General features: G+C 72.8%; 18 protein-coding genes. 13 read left to right on the forward strand and 5 right to left on the reverse strand.

From position 1 onward, the window contains the following. Positions 1-4 precede the first annotated feature (4 nt). The 4 genes from ACLBYG_RS12270 (at position 5) to ACLBYG_RS12285 (ending at position 4,389) form a co-directional block, all read left to right on the forward strand. Positions 5-1,537 carry a glycosyltransferase family 2 protein gene (locus tag ACLBYG_RS12270; RefSeq protein ID WP_447681630.1) on the forward strand — a complete coding sequence of 511 codons (1,533 nt, stop codon included), beginning with the start codon at positions 5-7 and terminating at the stop codon, positions 1,535-1,537. Between the two features lie 140 nt (positions 1,538-1,677). After that, complete coding sequence (locus ACLBYG_RS12275; RefSeq protein WP_020092621.1) at positions 1,678-2,181, forward strand: cupin domain-containing protein; 504 nt, start codon at positions 1,678-1,680, stop codon at positions 2,179-2,181. Between the two features lie 133 nt (positions 2,182-2,314). Beyond that, a complete protein-coding gene (locus ACLBYG_RS12280; RefSeq protein ID WP_447681631.1) occupies positions 2,315-3,361 on the forward strand; it encodes an acyltransferase family protein in 1,047 nt (348 codons plus the stop codon). A gap of 74 nt (positions 3,362-3,435) precedes the next feature. Further along, positions 3,436-4,389, forward strand: a complete 954-nt coding sequence (locus ACLBYG_RS12285) for a phosphatase PAP2 family protein (RefSeq protein ID WP_447681632.1) — start codon at positions 3,436-3,438, stop codon at positions 4,387-4,389. Between the two features lie 31 nt (positions 4,390-4,420). Here the strand turns inward: ACLBYG_RS12285 and ACLBYG_RS12290 are convergent, their stop codons facing one another. Next, a complete protein-coding gene (locus ACLBYG_RS12290) occupies positions 4,421-5,686 on the reverse strand; it encodes an FAD-dependent monooxygenase (protein ID WP_447681633.1) in 1,266 nt (421 codons plus the stop codon). Between the two features lie 98 nt (positions 5,687-5,784). On the opposite strand from ACLBYG_RS12290, the gene tesB reads away from it, so the two are divergent. The 3 genes from tesB (at position 5,785) to ACLBYG_RS12305 (ending at position 8,904) form a co-directional block, all read left to right on the forward strand. Beyond that, positions 5,785-6,684: an acyl-CoA thioesterase II gene (gene tesB, locus ACLBYG_RS12295; protein ID WP_091976800.1), complete on the forward strand. Its 900-nt coding sequence runs from the start codon at positions 5,785-5,787 to the stop codon at positions 6,682-6,684. 300 nt (positions 6,685-6,984) lie between these two features. After that, positions 6,985-7,323, forward strand: coding sequence for a P-II family nitrogen regulator (locus tag ACLBYG_RS12300; RefSeq protein WP_010683623.1), 339 nt, complete (start codon positions 6,985-6,987; stop codon positions 7,321-7,323). Positions 7,324-7,404: 81 nt separating this feature from the next. Next, positions 7,405-8,904 carry an ammonium transporter gene (locus ACLBYG_RS12305; RefSeq protein ID WP_091679542.1) on the forward strand — a complete coding sequence of 500 codons (1,500 nt, stop codon included), beginning with the start codon at positions 7,405-7,407 and terminating at the stop codon, positions 8,902-8,904. A 215-nt stretch (positions 8,905-9,119) separates the two neighbouring features. Here ACLBYG_RS12305 and ACLBYG_RS12310 read toward each other — a convergent pair whose 3' ends face one another. Then, complete coding sequence (locus ACLBYG_RS12310; protein WP_447681634.1) at positions 9,120-10,289, reverse strand: phosphoserine transaminase; 1,170 nt, start codon at positions 10,287-10,289, stop codon at positions 9,120-9,122. 351 nt (positions 10,290-10,640) lie between these two features. Beyond that, positions 10,641-11,405: a tRNA (guanosine(37)-N1)-methyltransferase TrmD gene (gene trmD / locus ACLBYG_RS12315; RefSeq protein WP_132367184.1), complete on the reverse strand. Its 765-nt coding sequence runs from the start codon at positions 11,403-11,405 to the stop codon at positions 10,641-10,643. Between the two features lie 75 nt (positions 11,406-11,480). Here trmD and ACLBYG_RS12320 point away from each other — a divergent pair, with 75 nt between their 5' ends. After that, positions 11,481-12,215 carry a class I SAM-dependent methyltransferase gene (locus ACLBYG_RS12320; RefSeq protein ID WP_447681635.1) on the forward strand — a complete coding sequence of 245 codons (735 nt, stop codon included), beginning with the start codon at positions 11,481-11,483 and terminating at the stop codon, positions 12,213-12,215. 7 nt (positions 12,216-12,222) lie between these two features. On the opposite strand, the gene ACLBYG_RS12325 is transcribed toward ACLBYG_RS12320, so the two are convergent. Next, positions 12,223-13,260 (reverse strand): aromatic ring-hydroxylating oxygenase subunit alpha, encoded by a 1,038-nt coding sequence (locus ACLBYG_RS12325; RefSeq protein ID WP_447681698.1) that lies wholly within the window; start codon positions 13,258-13,260, stop codon positions 12,223-12,225. A 426-nt stretch (positions 13,261-13,686) separates the two neighbouring features. Further along, complete coding sequence (locus ACLBYG_RS12330) at positions 13,687-14,316, reverse strand: ATPase (protein WP_447681636.1); 630 nt, start codon at positions 14,314-14,316, stop codon at positions 13,687-13,689. A 299-nt stretch (positions 14,317-14,615) separates the two neighbouring features. Here ACLBYG_RS12330 and ACLBYG_RS12335 point away from each other — a divergent pair, with 299 nt between their 5' ends. Genes ACLBYG_RS12335 through rimM form a run of 5 tightly spaced genes read left to right on the forward strand, consistent with a single transcriptional unit; the run spans position 14,616 to position 17,834 of the window. Continuing rightward, on the forward strand, positions 14,616-14,834 hold the full coding sequence (locus tag ACLBYG_RS12335; protein WP_026604841.1) for a glutathione S-transferase: 219 nt from the start codon (positions 14,616-14,618) through the stop codon (positions 14,832-14,834). An 18-nt stretch (positions 14,835-14,852) separates the two neighbouring features. Continuing rightward, the gene (gene ffh / locus ACLBYG_RS12340; protein ID WP_447681637.1) at positions 14,853-16,427 is read left to right on the forward strand and encodes a signal recognition particle protein; all 1,575 of its coding nucleotides are present in this window, start codon (positions 14,853-14,855) and stop codon (positions 16,425-16,427) included. After that, a complete protein-coding gene (locus ACLBYG_RS12345; protein ID WP_012320554.1) occupies positions 16,424-16,756 on the forward strand; it encodes a chorismate mutase in 333 nt (110 codons plus the stop codon). The genes ffh and ACLBYG_RS12345 overlap by 4 nt, the downstream gene beginning before the upstream one ends. Before the next feature lie 7 nt (positions 16,757-16,763). Next, positions 16,764-17,126 (forward strand): 30S ribosomal protein S16, encoded by a 363-nt coding sequence (rpsP, locus tag ACLBYG_RS12350; protein WP_020092607.1) that lies wholly within the window; start codon positions 16,764-16,766, stop codon positions 17,124-17,126. A gap of 12 nt (positions 17,127-17,138) precedes the next feature. Continuing rightward, complete coding sequence (gene rimM, locus ACLBYG_RS12355) at positions 17,139-17,834, forward strand: ribosome maturation factor RimM (RefSeq protein ID WP_447681638.1); 696 nt, start codon at positions 17,139-17,141, stop codon at positions 17,832-17,834.

Below are 17,834 nucleotides of genomic sequence, written 5' to 3' on the forward strand. Positions count from 1 at the left end.
ACCCGTGTTGAAGAAGAAGCCGGTTCCGGCCCCGTCGGCCTCGTGGGGCACGCTCCCGTGGCCGGACGCGATCCTGCCGCTGCCCCTCGACGGGCAGTTCCGCCCCCTCGACGAGCGCCGGCTCGCCCAGGTCGCTTCCGGCCAGTTCCCCGCCTGCCGGGCGATCTTCGTCGCGCCCACGGCCTCCGAGCTGCGCCCCGACCTCGCGGCGCACCTGACGCGCGCGCTGGCGGAGCGGCCCGATATCGGCATCTTCTACGGCGACGACGCCGTGGTGGACGGCGCCGGTCAGGTCCGCAGTGTCCACTGCAAGCCGGCCTTCAACCCGGCCCTCCTGATGGCCGACGACTATATCGGCTTCCCGCTGCTGATCCGCGTCTCGGCCCTAGCCGGCCTGAGCCCCGATTTCGGCCTGCGCCACGGCAGCGCCGCGTGGTTCCGCTTCCTGCTCGGCGCGATCTCCGCGGGGATCGGCATCGACCGGATCCCCCAGACCCTGATCGCCTCGCCGCTGGAGCGCCCGAAGGCGACGCGCACGGCGCGCGCCCACGCCCTCGACCGCTGGTTCGAGACCTCCGGCATGCCGCTGCGCACCGCCCCGGGGCTGACCCCGGACACGCTGGAGATCCGCCGGAGCTTCGACGCGCGGCCGGCCGTGACCCTGGTCGTGCCGACCAACCAGAGCCGCCCGAAGGACGACCAGGGCCGCGCCGTGGAGGGCGCCAAGCCCCACGTGATCAACCTGCTCGACAGTCTCGGCCGCAGCACCTACCCGGCCGACAGGATCCGCGTGCTGATCGGCGACGACGTGGCCGACGACGCGATCTACCGCGGCCGCTCCGACCGCTTCACCGTGACCCGCCTGCTGACGACCCGGGCTCCGGGCGAGCGGTTCAACTACGCGGCCAAGATGAACACGCTCTGGCGCGCGGCCGAGACCGACCTCGTCATCCTGATGAATGATGACCTCGTCGTGCGCCGCCCCGGCTGGATCGAGGCGCTCCTGACCTTCGCGCTGGACCGCGGCGTCGGCGGCGCCGGCGGCCGGCTGCTGTTCCCCACGGGCAAGATCCAGCATGCCGGCATGACCGGCGGCATCTTCGACGTGTTCGCCCACCCCTGGTACAACCGGGACGCGGCCGAGCCGACCTACGGCGACTGGGCCCTGACGCAGCGCGACTGCTCGGCGGTGACCGGGGCGCTCTTCGCCACCCGCAAGGCGGTGCTCGAGGCGGTCAACGGCTTCGACGAGGGCTTCGCCCTCGACTTCAACGACGTCGACCTGTGCCTGAAGATGCGGCAGCTCGGCTACCGCATCGTCTACACGCCCTTCGCCGAGCTGGCGCACCACGAGAGCGCCTCGCGGCAGACCAGCTTCGCGCCGGGCTCGCAGATCGCCCGCTTCCTGCGCCGCTGGGGTGACGTCATCGCGGAGGATCCGGCCTACAGCCCGCAGCTGCGCATCGACACCGACGTGGTCGCCCCGCGGGCCGACGCGACGCGCTGGATCGCGGAGCGCCGGGCGGACGCCGCCTGAGCGCCCCCGGATCCGGCGCGCCCGGGTTAAGCTAAACGCGCGAAGTTCGGCGCGGCGGCCTGGAACGGGGCAGTCCGAGCCTCTACCCATCGTGGCGGATGCGCGGACGGAACCGTCCGCGCCGGGGTGGGGAGCCCAACGTGAAGAAGCCGCTCACCGCCGCCGCCCTCCTCGTCGGCCTCGCCCTGGTCGGCCTCGCGGCGGAGATCCGGCTGCACGAGCGGGGTCGTCCCGTCGCCAGCACGGCGGTCCGGTCCGGCGGCGCCGCCTTCGCCCCGGCGCCGATCCCGGCGGACTGGGTCGTCTCCGGCGACCCCGTCACCGAGGTCGCGGAGGTCTCGCAGACCCATGACGGCAGCGCGCAGGTCTACCTGTGGCGCACCACGGCCAGCACGTTCCGCTGGACCCACCACGCTGACGAGATCATCACCATCCTCGACGGCGAGGTCTTCGTCACCGACGCCGACGGCAGCCGCCACCACCTGACGCCGGGCGACGTGGCGCATTTCCCGGTCGGGTCCGTCCAGCTCTGGGAGGTGCCGAGGACGCTGCTGAAATCGGCGATCCTCAAGCACCGCAGCCCGACCCTGGTCGAGGCGTCCCTGCGGTGGCTGCGCCGGGCGCGGGCGCTCGTCGCCGGCTGAGGCGCGGGCGCCGGCGGCGTCCGCCGCGGCGAGCCGACGAGGCGTAATCTAGGTTGAATCCCGCGCTCCGGTGACACGGCTTGCTAAGGCTCGGCGCGGCATCATCGGCGCTCCGACGCCGCGAACCGACCCGATGCCCCCACCCCGCGACCTGCAGCTCGACGCCGCGCGCGGTCTCGCCGTGCTGCTGGTCCTCTCCGGCCACCTGCTGCAGCCCGTCTTCTACGGCCCGTCGGGGCCCGAGCCGGGGCCGGCCCTCGCGGTCTGGCGGGTCATATACGCCTTCCACATGCCGTTCTTCTTCCTGCTCTGCGGGATGGTCGACCGGATCAAGGGCGAGGCGAGTCTCGGCGAAGCCTGCCGCTCGGCGCTGCGGCTCGTGGCGGTGACGCTGGCGTTCGGCACCCTCGCGCTGGTGCCCCAGGCCCTCGCCGGCACCCTGTCGCCCGGGGACGCGCTGGGCGACGCGCTGTGCGGCCGCGACTTCGGTCTGGGCGTGCTCTGGTTCCTGGTCGCCCTGGGGCTTGTACGGGTGATCGACGCCGCGGCGCGCGCGGCGACCTTCCCGGGCGGCTACTGGATCGTCCCGGGCGGCGCCCTGGCCCTGTCGTGGACCTGCAGCGCGCGGGCGTTCCCGTACTGGCAGGTCCACGCCCTCGTGGGCGCCCTGCCGTTCTACGTCGCGGGCCTGCGGCTCGGGCCTCGGGCGTTCGACGTGTCGGCGCTGCTCGGCGCCTGCGGCCTCGCGGTGCTCCTGCTCTGCGCGCCGCGGAACTTCGTCCACGTCGCGACCGGGCAGTACGGCGACCCGGCGCTGTTCGCCGTGACGGCGGTGGCGGGCTCGGCGTTCGCGCTGGCGGTCGCCGGCCGGCTGCGCGGGCCGCCGCGCGCCGCGGCCGGCCTGCTGGGGCGGGCGAGCTTCGAGCTCTACATCGTCAGCGGCGTCTTCCTCCTCCTGGCGCCGCACTGGCCCGCCTGGGACCGGTGGGACGGCCTGATGCTGCTCGCCGCAATCGGCCTGCCCCTGCACCTGATCGCGGCTCGCGGGCTGCGCGGGCCGATCCGGGCCGTCCGCGCGGCCGCCGACAGCGCGGTCGACAGCGTTGTCGACGGCTTGGTCGACGGGCTCGCCGGGCGCCGGCGTCGCGCGCGGTCGGGCTTGTCCGGGGCGGATCCTTAAGACTTGTGCGGGACGATCCGCCGGCATTCCGGCCGCAAGACCTTCGATGACAGCGCCACACGCCAGGGGCCCCGATGTTCGCTGAGCGCCCGCGCGGCGGCGTCGGCGCGTGGCCCCTCATCGCCGCCACGCTGGTCGCCACGATCGTCTGGATGGCGGTCGCCGGGCTGCACTTCGCCTGGGACAGCGCCCTCGTCACCCTCGCGGCCTGCGGCGGACTCGAGGCCCTTGCGCGGGTCTACCGCACGCGACGCCCCGAGCCGCGCATCGCCGCGACGCTGAGCGCGCTGGCGCAGGTCATCGCCTTCAGCGCCTGCGCGGCCGCGCTGTCGTACACGGTCGCGAGCACCGGCGGCCCACTCTGGGATTCGACCTTCGACGCCTGGGACCGGCGGCTCGGACTGGACTGGCGCGCCTACCTCGCCTTCGTGGACGGCCATCCGCGGCTCGGGCTCGCGCTCTCGCTGGCCTACCGGAGCCTGATCCTGCAGACCATGCTGGCGGTCATCCTGCTGGGCTTCAGCGGTCGGCTGCGGGCCCTGCGGGACTTCGTCCTGGCCTTCGCCCTCGCCGGCACGGTGACGGTCCTGATCTCCGCGCTGACGCCGGCCCTGGCCAACTTCGTCTTCCTGGGCCTGTCCCCGGCGGACTTCCCCAGCCTGCACCCGGCCGCGTCCTACGTCCACGTCGCGGACCTGACCGGCCTGCGCGACGGCACGCTCCGGACGATCTCCCTCGACCACGTCGAGGGCATCATCACGTTCCCGAGCTTCCACGCGGCGCTGGGGGCCCTCTACATCTGGGCCTTCTGGCACCTGCGCGCGGCCCGGATCCCGGCCCTTCTCGTCAACGTCCTCCTCATCGCCGCCACGCCGATCGACGGCGGCCACTACTTCGTCGACGTGATCGCCGGGCTGGTCATCGCCGTCCTGGCGATCTGCGCCGCGCGGGCGCTCGGGCGGCGGCAGGCCGCGGACGCGCTCCGCCCCGGAGCGCGCGAGGGCGGACCCGCGCCCGGGCGGGCCTGACGCGCGCGGCCCGTGGGCGCCTCAGAGCGCCTCAGAGCGCCTCGCCCCGCATCAGCCGCGGCCGCGAGTCGCGCGCGGCCGCGGCCTCGCCGATGAAGAAGCGCTTGAGCCCCGGCAGCCTGTCCACGATCCCGAGGCCGAGGTCGCGGGCGAGCCGCAGCGGCAGGGCGTCGTTCGAGAACAGCCGGTTCAGCCCGTCGGTCGCCGCCGCCATGGCGAAGCTGTCGAAGCGCCGGGCACGCTCGTAGGCGCGCAGCACGTCGGGGCTGCCGGGGTCGAGGCCGAGGCGCAGCGCGCCGGTCACGGATTCGGCCAGCGCCGCGGCGTCCGCGAGCCCGAGATTGAGGCCCTGGCCGGCGATCGGGTGGATCACGTGCGCCGCGTCGCCCAGCAGGGCGAGGCGCTCGGCGCGGAAGGCGCGGGCGATGCCGAAGGCGAGGGGGTGACGGCTGGGGCCGTGCTCCAGCGCGAGCGCGCCGAGATCCAGGGTGAACCGGCGCTCGATCTCGGCGAGCACCTCGTCGGGGCCGCCGGAGAGCAGGGCCTCGGCGTCGTCCGACCGCTCGGTCCAGACGATGGAGGAGCGGTGCCCCAGGTGGCCGCCGTCCCGCAGCGGCAGGATCGCGAACGGGCCCGCGGGCAGGAAGTGCTCGAAGGCGCGGCCTTCGTGCGGCCGGGCGTGGCCGATCGTCGCCACGATCCCGACCTGCGGGTAGGACCAGCCGACCCAGCCGATCCGCGCCGCCTCGCGCAGCCGCGAGCGCGCGCCGTCGGCGGCCACCAGCAGGTCGCCCCGCAGGGTCTCGCCGGTGGTGAGCGCCGCGCGGATCGCGGCCCCCTCCGGCACCGCGCGCACGACCCCGGCGGCGACGATCGCGACCCCCGCCGCCCGGCAGGCCTCCGCGAGGGCCGCGGCGAGCGGCTCGGCCTCGATCATGTGGGCGAAGGGCTCGCCGTCGTCGCGCTCCGCGTCCGCCTCGCGGCCGAAGGTCAGGAAGACCGGCCGCACCGGGTCGGCGAGGCGGCTGTCGCTGATCACCATCTCGCCGATCGGCTCGGCCGCGTCGGCGACCCGGGCCCACAGGCCGAGGCGCTCCAGCATGCGCCGCCCGCCCGCCGCGAGGGCGTAGGCGCGGCCGCGATGCCGAGCGGGGTCGGCGGCGCCCGGGTCGATCACCGTCACGGCCAGCGCCGGCCCGTGGGCCTGCTTCAGGGCGAGGGCTAGGGCGAGGCTGGGCAGGCCGCCGCCGGCGATCAGGAGGCTGCGGCTGCCGGGGCGAGGCGTCTCGGCCGTCATCGGGGCGGATCTCCTAGGGGTCCCGCGCGGGACGCGTGGATTGGTTCGTCCGAAAAGCCTATGTCGCACGCGGGCAACGAACGGAAACCCCGCGGGTCATGACCGACGCCAACACCGACGCGATGACGGACGCCGTCGCCGAGCTGATCGCCATCCTCGACCTGGAGCGCCTGGAGGTCGACCTGTTCCGCGGCCAGAACCCTAAGACAGGCTGGCGGCGCGTCTTCGGCGGGCAGGTGGTGGCGCAGGCCCTGGTCGCCGCGACCCGGACGGTGCCCGACGACCGTCCCGCCCACTCCCTCCACGCCTACTTCATGCTGCCCGGCGACCCGCGCACGCCCATCGTCTACGAGGTCGAGCGGATCCGGGACGGGCGGAGCTTCACGACCCGCCGGGTCAAGGCGATCCAGCACGGGCGCGCGATCTTCGCCACGACGGTCTCCTACCAGGTCGTCGAGGAGGGGCTAACGCACCAGCCGGCGATGCCGGCGGTGGCCGGGCCCGAGGGGCTCCTCGACGGCAAGGCCCTGGCGGCGGCCGGCGGCACCGGGATGCCGGAGGCGATCGCCGCCTATTTCGGCCGCGAGCGGCCGATCGCGTTGCGGCCGGTCGACCTGAACCGCTATCTGCCCGCCGGCGCGGGCGGCCGGGCGCCGGACCCGATCTTCAATGTCTGGCTGCGCGCGGCCTCGGCGCTGCCGGACGATCCGGCACTCCACCGGGCCGTGCTGGCCTACGCGTCCGACATGACCCTGCTCGACGTCTCGCTGATCCCGCACGCGCGCTCGGTGTTCGACCCGACGATCCAGGCCGCGAGTCTCGACCACGCGCTCTGGTTCCACCGGCCCGTGAAGATCGACGACTGGCTGCTCTACGCGCAGGACAGCCCCGTCGCGGGCGGCGCCCGCGGCTTCGCCCGGGGCCAAATCTTCGACCGGGCCGGCAACCTCGTGGCGTCAGTGGCTCAGGAGGGGCTGATCCGCCCGACGCGGGATTAAATCGCGTTGCCGCGCGTGTGTTGCCGGCACGCAACGGGGCGAGATGCACGGAATTGGGCAGATTGCCTCGTCTTTGTGCGGCGGCGCGACCAAACCTGCCCGCGATCTGGCCGCATCGGGCTAATCGATGGGCAAAACGGCGACCGGCTAAAATGTTCCCGGCCAAGCTTGTCTGGCATAGTCCTTGAATAGCGGCCTTCGACCGCGGGTCATCCCGAGCCTGCGGACGGTCCGGGTCGGCTCGTCCCGCAGGTCGGGTGACGGCAACGGTTCCCGAGGACTTCGAAGGGGGCGTCGCCCATGAAAATCGTGATGGCCATCATCAAGCCGTTCAAGCTCGAGGAGGTGCGCGACGCGCTCACCGGAATCGGCGTGCACGGCCTGACGGTGACGGAGGTGAAGGGTTATGGCCGCCAGAAGGGCCACACCGAGATCTACCGCGGCGCGGAGTACGCCGTCAGCTTCCTGCCGAAGCTGAAGATCGAGGTCGCCGTCGCCTCGGACCTGACGTCCAGCGTGATCGACGCCATCGCGGGGGCCGCGCGGACCGGCCAGATCGGCGACGGCAAGATCTTCGTGATGCCGCTGGAGAAGGCGGTGCGCATCCGGACCGGCGAGACCGACGCCGACGCCCTCTGATCCGCGGCCCGGTGCGCCCGGGCCCGCCGATCCCCAGACCTCCTGAAACACTACGGACTTGAGACCGGGAGCCACGTGCCCATGAAACTTCGTCATGCCCTCATGCTCGGCTTGGGAGGGGCGGCGATCGCCGCCCTCCTGATCGAGCCGTCCCTCGCGCAGACCCCGACACCGGAAGCCGCCTCGCCGCCGCCCTCGCCGATCCCCAACAAGGGCGACACGGCCTGGATGCTGATCTCGTCGGCCCTGGTGCTGATGATGAGCATCCCGGGCCTCGCGCTGTTCTACGGCGGCCTCGTGCGCACCAAGAACATGCTGTCGGTGCTGACCCAGGTGTTCGCGATCGTGTCGATCGTCGGCCTGCTCTGGGTGTTCTACGGCTACAGCCTCGCCTTCACCAGCGGCGGCGGCCTCAACGACTTCGTCGGCGGCCTCTCGAAGGCCTTCCTGAAGGGCGTCGACGCGAACTCGACGGTCGCGACCTTCTCGAACGGCGTCGTGATCCCGGAATACGCCTATCTGTGCTTCCAGATGACGTTCGCCATGATCACGCCCGCGCTGATCGTCGGCGCCTTCGCCGAGCGGATGAAGTTCTCCGCGCTGGTGGTGTTCACGATCCTCTGGGTCACGATCATCTACTTCCCGATGGCCCACATGGTCTGGTACTGGGCCGGCCCCGACGCCGTCGGCAACGCCGCGAAGGCGCTGGCCGCCGCCACCGACGACGCCTCGAAGGCGACCGCCCAGGCGGCCCTCGACGCGGTCAACAAGGATGCCGGCTTCCTCTTCCAGAAGGGCGCCCTCGACTTCGCGGGCGGCACGGTCGTGCACATCAACGCGGGCATCGCCGGCTTCGTCGGCTGCCTGATCATGGGCAAGCGCATCGGCTACGGCCGCGACCTGCTCGCCCCGCACTCCCTGACCATGACGATGATCGGCGCCTCGCTGCTGTGGGTCGGCTGGTTCGGCTTCAACGCCGGCTCGAACCTCGAGTCCAACGGCACCGCCGCCCTCGCCATGCTCAACACCTTCGTGGCGACCTGCGGCGCCGCGGTGGCGTGGCTGTTCGCCGAGTGGGCCCTCAAGGGCAAGCCGTCCCTGCTCGGCATGCTGTCGGGCGCGGTCGCCGGCCTCGTCGCGGTCACCCCGGCCTCCGGCTTCGCCGGCCCCATGGGCTCGATCGTGCTCGGCCTCGTCGCCGGCGTGGTCTGCTTCGTGATGTGCTCCACCGTGAAGAACGCGCTGGGCTACGACGACTCGCTGGACGTCTTCGGCGTCCACTGCATCGGCGGCATCCTGGGCGCGCTGGCGACCGGCATCCTGGTCGACCCGAACCTCGGCGGCGTCGGCATCCCCGACTACACCTCGAAGCCGGGCGAGCTCGCCGTCGGTGCCTACGACATGATGAGCCAGCTCATCGTCCAGGCGGAAGCGGTCGGCCTGACCCTGCTGTGGTCGGGCATCGGCTCGGCGATCCTCTACAAGCTCGTCGACGTGACGATCGGCCTGCGCGTCACGCAGGAAGAGGAGCGCGAGGGCCTCGACATCGCCGATCACGGCGAGCGCGCCTACAACTACTGAGACGGACGGCGCGGCCCCGCGGGGCCGCGTCTCCCGAACGAGAAAACCCCGGCTCCGCGAGGACCGGGGTTTTCCGTTGCGTCAGGCCGTCATCGCGAGCGCAGCGAAGCGACCTAGTGCAGCGCTGCGGCCGGAATCGGAGCGAAGCCCTGGATTGCTTCGCTCCGCTTGCAAAGACGATGCGGGGCGGCGATCGGGCATCGACCCCGAAGTATTCACGCCGCCCGCGTCAGCGCCGCCTTCTCCTCCGCGAAGGCCCAGTCGAGCCAGGGCGTCAGCGCTTCCAGATCCGAGGTCTCCACGGTGGCACCGCACCAGATCCGCAGGCCCGCCGGCGCGTCGCGGTAGGCGCCGATGTCGAGGGCGACGCCCTCGCGGTCGAGGCGCTCGACGATCCCCGCCGCGAAGGCCGAGACCGCCGCGTCGCCGCGGGCGAGCACGTCTGGATCGGCGATCACGAGGCAGACGCCCGTGTTCGAGTAGGTCGCGGGATCGGCGGCCAGCGGCGCGATCCAGGGCGTGCGCGCGACCCAGTCGTAGACGACCTTCGCGTTGGCGTCGGCCCGCACGTGCAGCGCCTTCAGGCCGCCGATCCGCTCGGCCCAGTCCAGGGTGTCGAGGTAGTCCTCGACGGCCAGCATCGAGGGCGTGTTGATCGTGTCGCCCTTGAAGATGCCCTCGATCAGCTTGCCGTCCTTGGTGAGGCGGAAGATCTTCGGCAGCGGCCAGGACGGCGTGTGGCTCTCCAGCCGCGCCACGGCGCGGGGCGAGAGGATTAGCATTCCGTGCGCCGCCTCGCCGCCCATCACCTTCTGCCAGGAGAAGGTCACGACATCGAGCTTGCCCCAGGGCAGGGGTTGGGCGAAGGCCGCCGAGGTCGCGTCGCAGATCGTCAGGCCCTCGCGGTCGGCCGCGATCCAGTCGCCGTCCGGCACCTTCACGCCGGCCGCGGTGCCGTTCCAGGTGAAGACCACGTCGCTGTTCTTCGTGTCGATCGCCGCGAGGTCCGGCAGGATCCCGTAGGGCGTCTGGTGAATGCGCGGCGCGATCTTGAGCTGCTTCAACGCGTCCGTGACCCACTCCTTGCCGAACGCCTCCCAGGCGGCAACCTCGACGGGTTTCGGCCCGAGCATCGTCCACATCGCCATCTCGACGGCGCCGGTGTCGGAGGCCGGCACGATGCCGATCCGGTAGTCGGACGGCACCTGCAGGACCGCGCGGGTCAGGTCGATCGCCCGGCCGAGCTTGGCCTTGCCGACGGGGGAGCGGTGCGACCGGCCGAGGGCGGCGTCGGCCAGCGCGGCCGGGGTCCAGCCGGGGCGCTTGGCGCAGGGGCCGGAGGAGAAGTGGGGCACGCGCGGGCGCTGCGTGGGGCGGCTGGTCATGGCGGATCCATCCTTGCAGAGGGCCGCGCTCCCGGGGGAGGCGCGTCCCGGCTCGCGCATGCGCCGAAACCGGCCGGCTTGCAAGCGCCCGTCCCGGCGGCAGTCTTCGCGGCGCTGCCCCCGGTCGGGACACGGCCCCGGGCGGCGGGGAACAGTCGATTAATCCCGGCCCGTTAGCCTTAATGAGGTGCCGCGTAGCGTTTGAGGTGCGCCGATGACTTTCCACAGCGCCGCGATATTGGCGGTCTGGTCCGTTCTACTCTTGGTTATTGGGGCCTTAATTCCCCGCCTCCTGCAGGCGAGCCGGACACCGCGGCTGGTGCCGCAGCCGCTGCGGCTCGACCCGCCGGATTACGACCGCGACGGCCCGGTGATCGACCTCGAGCCGGCCTGACCGGGGCTGCCCCCGGGGCGCAGGTCCGGGCGCCGCTCGGCGGTGATCCGCTCGGCCTCCGCCCGCCGCCAGCGGGCGATGGCGGCGTGGTTGCCGCCGGAGAGGACGTCCGGGATCGCGCGGCCCTCCCAGTCGCGGGGGCGCGTGTAGTGCGGGTACTCGAGGAGCCCGCCCTCGAAGCTCTCCTCGACGCCGGATTCCACCTTGCCCATCACGCCGGGCAGGAGGCGCACGCAGGCGTCCAGAATCACCAGGGCGGCGATCTCGCCGCCGGACAGCACGTAGTCGCCGATCGAGACCTCCTCCAGGCCGCGCCCGGCGATAACGCGCTCGTCGACGCCCTCGAAGCGGCCGCAGACGATCAGCGCGCCCGGTCCCGCCGCGAGGTCGCGCACGCGGGCCTGGGTGAGCGGCCGGCCGCGGGGCGACATCAGCAGGCGCGGGCGCGGGTCGTCGGCCCCGGTCGCGGCGTCGTAAGTCGCGGCGTCGATGGCGGCGCCGAGCACGTCGCAGCGCAGGACCATCCCAGCCCCGCCGCCGGCCGGCGTGTCGTCCACCGAGCGGTGGCGGCCGAGGCCGTGCGCGCGGATGTTGCGGGCCTCCAGGGTCCAGTCGCCCCGCGCCAAAGCGTCGCCCGACAGGGACACGCCCAGCGGGCCCGGGAACATCTCCGGGTAGAGGGTGAGGATCGTGGCCCGCCAGGGCGTGTCCGCGCGCGTCATGGCGCTTGATGGCGCGCGGGGTGCGGCACGGTCAACGGGCCCGGCACCGTCGGCGCGCCCCGCGGGTTGTCGGCCATGATCCGCGCCCTCGCCCTCCTCGCGGCCGCTGCCGCCACCGCTGCCCTGGCCGGCCCGGCCCGCGCCGCCGAGCCGCTGGCGCCCCCGGGCGCGCCCGCCGCCGCCTTCCCCAGGCCCGACCGGCCCGTGGCCGAGATCGTCGCGCCGCGCTGGTCCTCGGAGGCCGAGCGCGACAGGGCGGGCGAGTTCGAGCAGGTGGCCGAGGGGATGGGCATCGCGCCCGGCGAGACGGTGGCGGATATTGGCGCCGGCAGCGGCTACTACGCGGTGCGGTTAAGCCCCCGGGTCGGGCCGCGGGGCCGCGTGCTCGCCGAGGACGTGACGCCGTCCTACCTGGCGGCCCTGGAGACCCGGGTGAAGGCGCTCGGGAACGTCACGGTCGTGCGCGGCGAGCCGCACGACCCGCGCCTGCCCCCGGCCTCGGTGGACGCGGCGATCCTCGTCCACATGTACCACGAGATCACCCAGCCCTTCGGCCTGCTCCACAACCTCGCCGCCGCGATGCGCCCGGGCGCCCGGGTCGGGATCGTCGACGCCGACGCGATCCCGTCGCGGCACGGCACGCCGCCGGCGCTCCTGCGCTGCGAGCTCGCCGCCGCGGGCTACCGCGAGACCGGCTTCCGGCCGCTCGCGGACGGGGCCTACCTGGCAATCTTCGCGGCCCCCGCCCCGGAGGCGCGCCCACGGCCGGAGACGATCCGGCCCTGCCGCGACGACGCGACGGCGCGGTAGCGGCGCCTCAGGAGCGCCAGCGCAGCTCGCGGCGCTCCAGCGGGTTGACGAACGGGCGCCCGTCGCGGGCCGATTCCAGGGCCTCGCGCTTCAGCCGGAAATACCATTGCGAGGGCAGGTCGCCCTGGCCGAACAGCACCATGGTGGGCTTGCGGTCGAGCCCGTCCTGCGCGTGCTGGAGCACCTGCTGGTCCTGGGTCAGGAACTGCCGCATCAGCGGGCGCGCGACCGGCTTGAGCAGGTTCAGGGCCGGCATACTCCAGTAGAGGGCGTTGGTGAGCAGCGTCCGGTCCGGCGTCAGCGGCGTCGCGAAGGTGTAGTTCGCCACCCGCTTCGCCCCCGCGCGGATGCGCTCCAGGCGCACGCCGGGCAGGCGGAACTCGATCTCGACCTCGGGGACGCCGCCGAGCAGGCGGTAGACCGGCGAACTCGTCGTGGTGGCGTGGCTCGTCATCACGAAGCCGTGCGGCACCGGCTGGAAGGTCTTCACCTTCTCGCGGAGCTGCTTCGACGGCCGGAACCACCACGAATCGTGGACGAAGGCGACGTGCCCGGGATCGACGAGGCTCAGCGTCGTCAGGTCGAAGGAGGCCTCGACCTCCAGCTCGACCACGAGGGAGCCGGCCGGCTCGAAATCCAGCGCCGGCACCTCCGGCACCGCGCCCGCGGCCGGGCCGAGATGCGGGTTGACCCAGAGGAAGCCGGCGCTCTCCCGCGCGGGGAAGCGCTGCACCTGGATGCGCGAGAAATCGGCGGCGTCGTGCTCCGACAGGGTCGGGACGTCGCGGCAGCGCCCGTCGGTGCCGAAGCGCCAGCCGTGGAACGGGCACATCAGGGTGTCGCCGTCGAAGCGGCCCTTCGACAGGGCCATGCCGCGGTGGGGGCAGCGGTCGCGCAGCGCGAAGGGCGCGCCGTCGGGCGCGCGGCCCAGGACGATCTGCTCGCCGTTCAGCGCCACGGCCCGCAGGGCCGAGCGGCCGCCCGCCCTGCCGAGGCTCCGGGACTGCCCGACGCAGTACCACGCGTTGCCGAGCGGCTGGCGCATCGCGTCGGGATCGAGCGCGGCCTCGTCGGCAGGGCGCGGCGGGTTGGCGAAGGGCGCGTTCAAGGCGGTTCGGGCAGACCTCGGGGCGCCCGTCATACGCCCGGCCGCCGGGACGGGGAAGCGCCGGGCCGGGGAGGACAAACGGGCGCAGGCGCGGGGCTTCACAAGCCGGGCGCGGCCACCTACCTTCGCCTCACCCGCAACCAACGAAAGGAGGTGATCCAGTGTCTCATTGTCATCAGCCGTGTGTCTCGGCTCATCGGACCTGGACCGTCGCCTCCGGCGCGTCGCTCTAAGACGCGTCAGAGACCCGATCTCGGGACAGTTCCGCCGGACAACACGGTTCGGCAATGGAAGGGCCACCCTCTCGGGTGGCCCTTCGGCGTTTCAGGGGCCGGACATGCGGTCGCCGCCGCACAGCGCCGCTCAGCGCCGCTGGGACTGGAACAGCGGCTGGGCCAGCGCCTCGGTCCGGGCGCGCCACAGGTCGCGCTCCTCGCGCAGGGCATCGCGCTCGCCGGCCAGGGTCAGCCGCTCGGCCCGCAGAGCGTCCCGCTCGGCGATCGCCCGGTCGCGCTCGGCGCGCAGCTCCTCGCGCTCGGCCCGGAAGCGCTCCCGCTCGCCGCGGAACTCCTCGCGCTCGATACGGACGTCCTCCTGCTCGGCCCGGAGATCCTCCAGGGAGCCGATCTCGTCGCGGATATGCTCGCGGAGCGTCCGGATCTCGTCGGCCAGGATGGCCTGCAGCTCGTCCTGCCGCTCGGCCTCGACGCGGAGCCGGGCCTTCAGCATCAGGTTCTCGGCCATCAGCTCGGCGATATCGGGATCCTCGGCGGCGGCGCGCGGCGCCTCGGGGGCCGGGACGACGCGGGGCGACCACGCCGCCTCCCCGCCGCGCGGCCGCTTCGCCTCCGACTGGGACTCCTCGGGCCGGGCATCGCCGCGGGCCTCGGCCGGCGCCTGGGCCTTCATCGCCGTCAGCCAGTCGCGGAGCGGACCGGTCGCGGGAAAGCTGCCGGACTCGGTCGGCGAGTGAGAGCGGGCGGGTTCCGACATCGGCGGGCGTCCTGATCGAATATGGCCCGAAGACAATCCCAACATGCTTAACGATCGGTAAAGGTTAACACCGATCGGCGGCCCGGTCGGCACCGCCGCGGCGCCGGCCGGGCCGAAAAATTGACTTTCCGGCCGGCTGCCGCTACGCCCCGGCCTCCCGATCCGTAGCAGATCGACCGATGCCAAGCCGACCGGTCCCGCGAGGCCGGAGGTCAACGCCCGACAGCGCGTCCGCGCCCTCGGGCGCGATGGGCGTTGGCCGATATGCGAGGACGGGATCCGCCGGCCGAGGCACCCGCATGACGCGAGATCAAGAAGCGTTGAAGATCGAGGACGCGATCAACGAGACCTGCCCGTGGTCGGGCAAGCCGATCTCGGCGGACTCGCTGACGCTCTACAACGGCGCCGTGGTGGGCTTCTGCAACCCGGACTGCCGGGACAAGTTCGCCAAGGCCGTGCGCGGCTTCGAGGCCGCCCTCCAGGCGCGCCGCGTCGAGCGCGCCGGGCTCGAGCAGTAACGGCGGGGCGTCAGGAACATGTTCGAAGGCCTGTCCGACCGCCTCTCCGGCATCCTCTCGGGGCTCACCCGTCGCGGTGCCCTGACCGAGGCCGACGTCACCGCCGCCATGCGCGAGGTGCGCCGCGCCCTGCTGGAGGCCGACGTCGCCCTCGAGGTGGTCCGCGGCTTCACCGACCGGGTGAAGGAGAAGGCCGTCGGCGCCGTCGTGCTCAAGTCGGTGACGCCCGGCCAGATGGTTGTGAAGATCGTCAACGACGAGCTCGTGGCGATGCTCGGCACCGACGCCGAGACCGTCGATCTCAACGCCCCCGCCCCGGTGCCGATCCTGATGGTCGGCCTGCAGGGCTCGGGCAAGACCACGACCACCGCCAAGATCGCCCGGCGCCTCTCCGACCGCGAGAAGCGCAAGGTCCTGCTCGCCTCCCTCGACACCCGCCGCCCGGCCGCCATGGAGCAGCTCGCGGTGCTGGCCAAGCAGGTCGGCTTGGAGAGCCTGCCGATCATCGCCGGCCAGTCGGCGGTGCAGATCGCCAAGCGCGCCATGGACGCGGCCCGCCTCGGCGGCTTCGACGTGGTGATGCTCGACACCGCCGGTCGCACCACGGTGGACGAGGGCCTGATGGCCGAGGCCGCCGAGGTGAAGGCCGCGACGAGGCCCCACGAGGTGCTGCTCGTCGCCGACGCGCTCACCGGCCAGGACGCGGTCAACACCGCCCGCGCCTTCGACCAGCGGCTCGGCGTCACCGGCATCGTGCTGACCCGCATGGACGGCGATTCCCGCGGCGGCGCGGCGCTGTCGATGCGCGCCGTCACCGGCAAGCCGATCAAGCTCGTCGGCGTCGGCGAGAAGGTCGACGCGCTGGAGGAGTTCCACCCGGCCCGCGTGGCCAACCGCATCCTCGGCATGGGCGACATCGTCTCGCTCGTCGAGAAGGCCGCCGAGACCATCGACCACGAGCAGGCGCTCCGCACCGCGGAGAAGATGCGCAAGGGCAAGTTCGACCTCGAAGACTTGTCCATGCAGCTCGCCCAGATGGAGAAGATGGGCGGCATCGGCGGCCTGATGGGCATGCTGCCCGGGATGGGCCAGATCAAGAAGCAGGTCGAGGGCGCCAACCTCGACGAGAAGATGTTCAAGCGCCAGCGGGCGATCATCTCGTCGATGACCCCGCAGGAGCGGAAGAACCCCGACCTCCTCAAGAACAGCCGCAAGAAGCGCATCGCGGCGGGCTCGGGGGTCGACGTCTCGGAGATCAACAAGCTCCTGAAGATGCACCGGACCATGGCCGACATGATGAAGGCGATGGGCCAGGGCAAGCGCGGGATCGGGCAGGCGCTCGGCTCGATGTTCGGCCTGGGCGGCGGCGGGATGGGCGGTGGCATGGGCGGTGGAATGCCCGGCCTCCCGCCCGGCATGCCGGAGCCGACGCCGGAGCAGATCGCGCAGCTCGAGAAGCAGTTCGGCGGCAAGCTGCCGCCGATGCCGCCGGGCCTGGGCGGGGGCGGGATGCCCAAGCTTCCCGGACTTCCGGGCCTCGGCGGTCCGAAGCTGCCGGGTCTCGGTGGGTTCATGCCGGGGAAGAAGAAATGAGCGTGCTCGCGGCCCAGGCCGTCGATCCCGAACTCGCGCGCCTGCGGGACAGCATCGACAATTTCGATGCGGCGCTGATCCACCTCCTCGCCGAGCGTTTCCGCTGCACGCAGCGGGTCGGCGAGCTCAAGGCCCGAAAGGGGATCCCCCCTTCCGATCCGGACCGGGAGGCCCGTCAGGTCGCCCGGCTCCGCAAGCTCGCGGTCGAAGCCAAGCTCGACCCCGACTTCGCCGAGAAGTTTCTGGCCTTCGTGGTCAAGGAAGTCATTCGGCACCACCAATCGATCAAGGCGGACCACGAGTCCCAGATCGAGCAACAGCGAAAGTAGTCAGACCATGGCCCTCAAGATCCGTCTCACCCGCGGCGGCGCCAAGAAGCGCCCCTACTACCGCATCGTCGTCGCCGACGCCCGCGCCCCGCGCGACGGCCGCTTCATCGACAAGGTCGGCGCCTACGACCCGATGAAGGCCAAGGACGATCCGGCCCGCATCGTGCTCGACAACGAGAAGATCCAGAGCTGGCTCGCCAAGGGTGCGCAGCCGACCGACCGCGTCCTGCGCTTCCTCGATCAGGCCGGTCTCGCCAAGCGCCCGACCCGCAACAACCCGCAGAAGGCCGAGCCGGGCGAGAAGGCCAAGGAGCGCGCCGCCAAGCGCGCCGAGAAGGCCGCCGCTCCCGCCGAGGACGCCGCCGCGTAAGGCGCACCGGTCATGGCGCGCCGCCCCGCAGGTCCCACCTCCCGCGACGGCGGCCGCCGAGGCCGCACGAGCTCGGCGATCGGCAAGATCGCGCCCGACGCGGCGACCTCGCCCAAGGCGCCGGCCCCCAAGCCGGCGCTCCGGCCCGCGCCGCCCGATCCGAACCTCGTCCTGCTGGGCGAGTTCGGGCGGGCGCACGGCCTCACCGGCGAGGTCCGGCTCAAATCCTACACCGGCGTTCCGCAGGCGATCGCCGGCTACGGAACGCTCCAGACGGCCGACGGCCGGACGCTGACCCTCGCCGACGTGCGTCCCGCCCCCGGCCCGTCGCCCGACATGCTGATCGCCCGGGTCAAGGGCGTCTCGGGCCGCAGCGCCGCGGAGGCGCTCAACCGCGTCGCCCTGTACGTTCCCCGCGACCGTCTGGCCGCGCCCGAGGACGACGACGAGGTCTACGCCGCCGACCTGATCGGCGCCGCGGCGGTGGACGAGGCCGGGACCCTCGTCGGGACGATCGTGGCCGTGCCGAATTACGGCGGCGGCGACCTCCTGGAACTGCGCTCGCCGAACGGCGGCGCCACCGCGCTCCTGCCCTTCACGAAGGCCTTCGTGCCGGTCCTCGACGTGGCGCAGCGCCGCGTCACCGTGGTCGCGCCGGAGGACCTGTTCGCGGCGCCGGGTGAGAAGCCCGCCGACGATCCGGGCTAG

The sequence above is a fragment of the Methylobacterium sp. D53M genome, assembly GCF_053345625.1.

Bases quoted from the DNA above. Each gene is read 5' to 3' on its own strand.
- trmD (WP_132367184.1), bottom strand. From the start codon at position 11,405: ATGACGCGCGCGGACACGCCCTGGCGGGCCACGATCCTCACCCTCTAC.
- rimM (WP_447681638.1), top strand. From the start codon at position 17,139: ATGGCGCGCCGCCCCGCAGGTCCCACCTCCCGCGACGGCGGCCGCCGA.
- ACLBYG_RS12320 (WP_447681635.1), top strand. From the start codon at position 11,481: ATGATCCGCGCCCTCGCCCTCCTCGCGGCCGCTGCCGCCACCGCTGCC.
- ACLBYG_RS12330 (WP_447681636.1), bottom strand. From the start codon at position 14,316: ATGTCGGAACCCGCCCGCTCTCACTCGCCGACCGAGTCCGGCAGCTTT.
- tesB (WP_091976800.1), top strand. From the start codon at position 5,785: ATGACCGACGCCAACACCGACGCGATGACGGACGCCGTCGCCGAGCTG.
- ACLBYG_RS12335 (WP_026604841.1), top strand. From the start codon at position 14,616: ATGACGCGAGATCAAGAAGCGTTGAAGATCGAGGACGCGATCAACGAG.
- ACLBYG_RS12345 (WP_012320554.1), top strand. From the start codon at position 16,424: ATGAGCGTGCTCGCGGCCCAGGCCGTCGATCCCGAACTCGCGCGCCTG.
- ACLBYG_RS12325 (WP_447681698.1), bottom strand. From the start codon at position 13,260: ATGCGCCAGCCGCTCGGCAACGCGTGGTACTGCGTCGGGCAGTCCCGG.
- ACLBYG_RS12305 (WP_091679542.1), top strand. From the start codon at position 7,405: ATGAAACTTCGTCATGCCCTCATGCTCGGCTTGGGAGGGGCGGCGATC.
- ACLBYG_RS12300 (WP_010683623.1), top strand. From the start codon at position 6,985: ATGAAAATCGTGATGGCCATCATCAAGCCGTTCAAGCTCGAGGAGGTG.
- ACLBYG_RS12310 (WP_447681634.1), bottom strand. From the start codon at position 10,289: ATGACCAGCCGCCCCACGCAGCGCCCGCGCGTGCCCCACTTCTCCTCC.
- ACLBYG_RS12280 (WP_447681631.1), top strand. From the start codon at position 2,315: ATGCCCCCACCCCGCGACCTGCAGCTCGACGCCGCGCGCGGTCTCGCC.
- ACLBYG_RS12290 (WP_447681633.1), bottom strand. From the start codon at position 5,686: ATGACGGCCGAGACGCCTCGCCCCGGCAGCCGCAGCCTCCTGATCGCC.
- rpsP (WP_020092607.1), top strand. From the start codon at position 16,764: ATGGCCCTCAAGATCCGTCTCACCCGCGGCGGCGCCAAGAAGCGCCCC.
- ffh (WP_447681637.1), top strand. From the start codon at position 14,853: ATGTTCGAAGGCCTGTCCGACCGCCTCTCCGGCATCCTCTCGGGGCTC.
- ACLBYG_RS12285 (WP_447681632.1), top strand. From the start codon at position 3,436: ATGTTCGCTGAGCGCCCGCGCGGCGGCGTCGGCGCGTGGCCCCTCATC.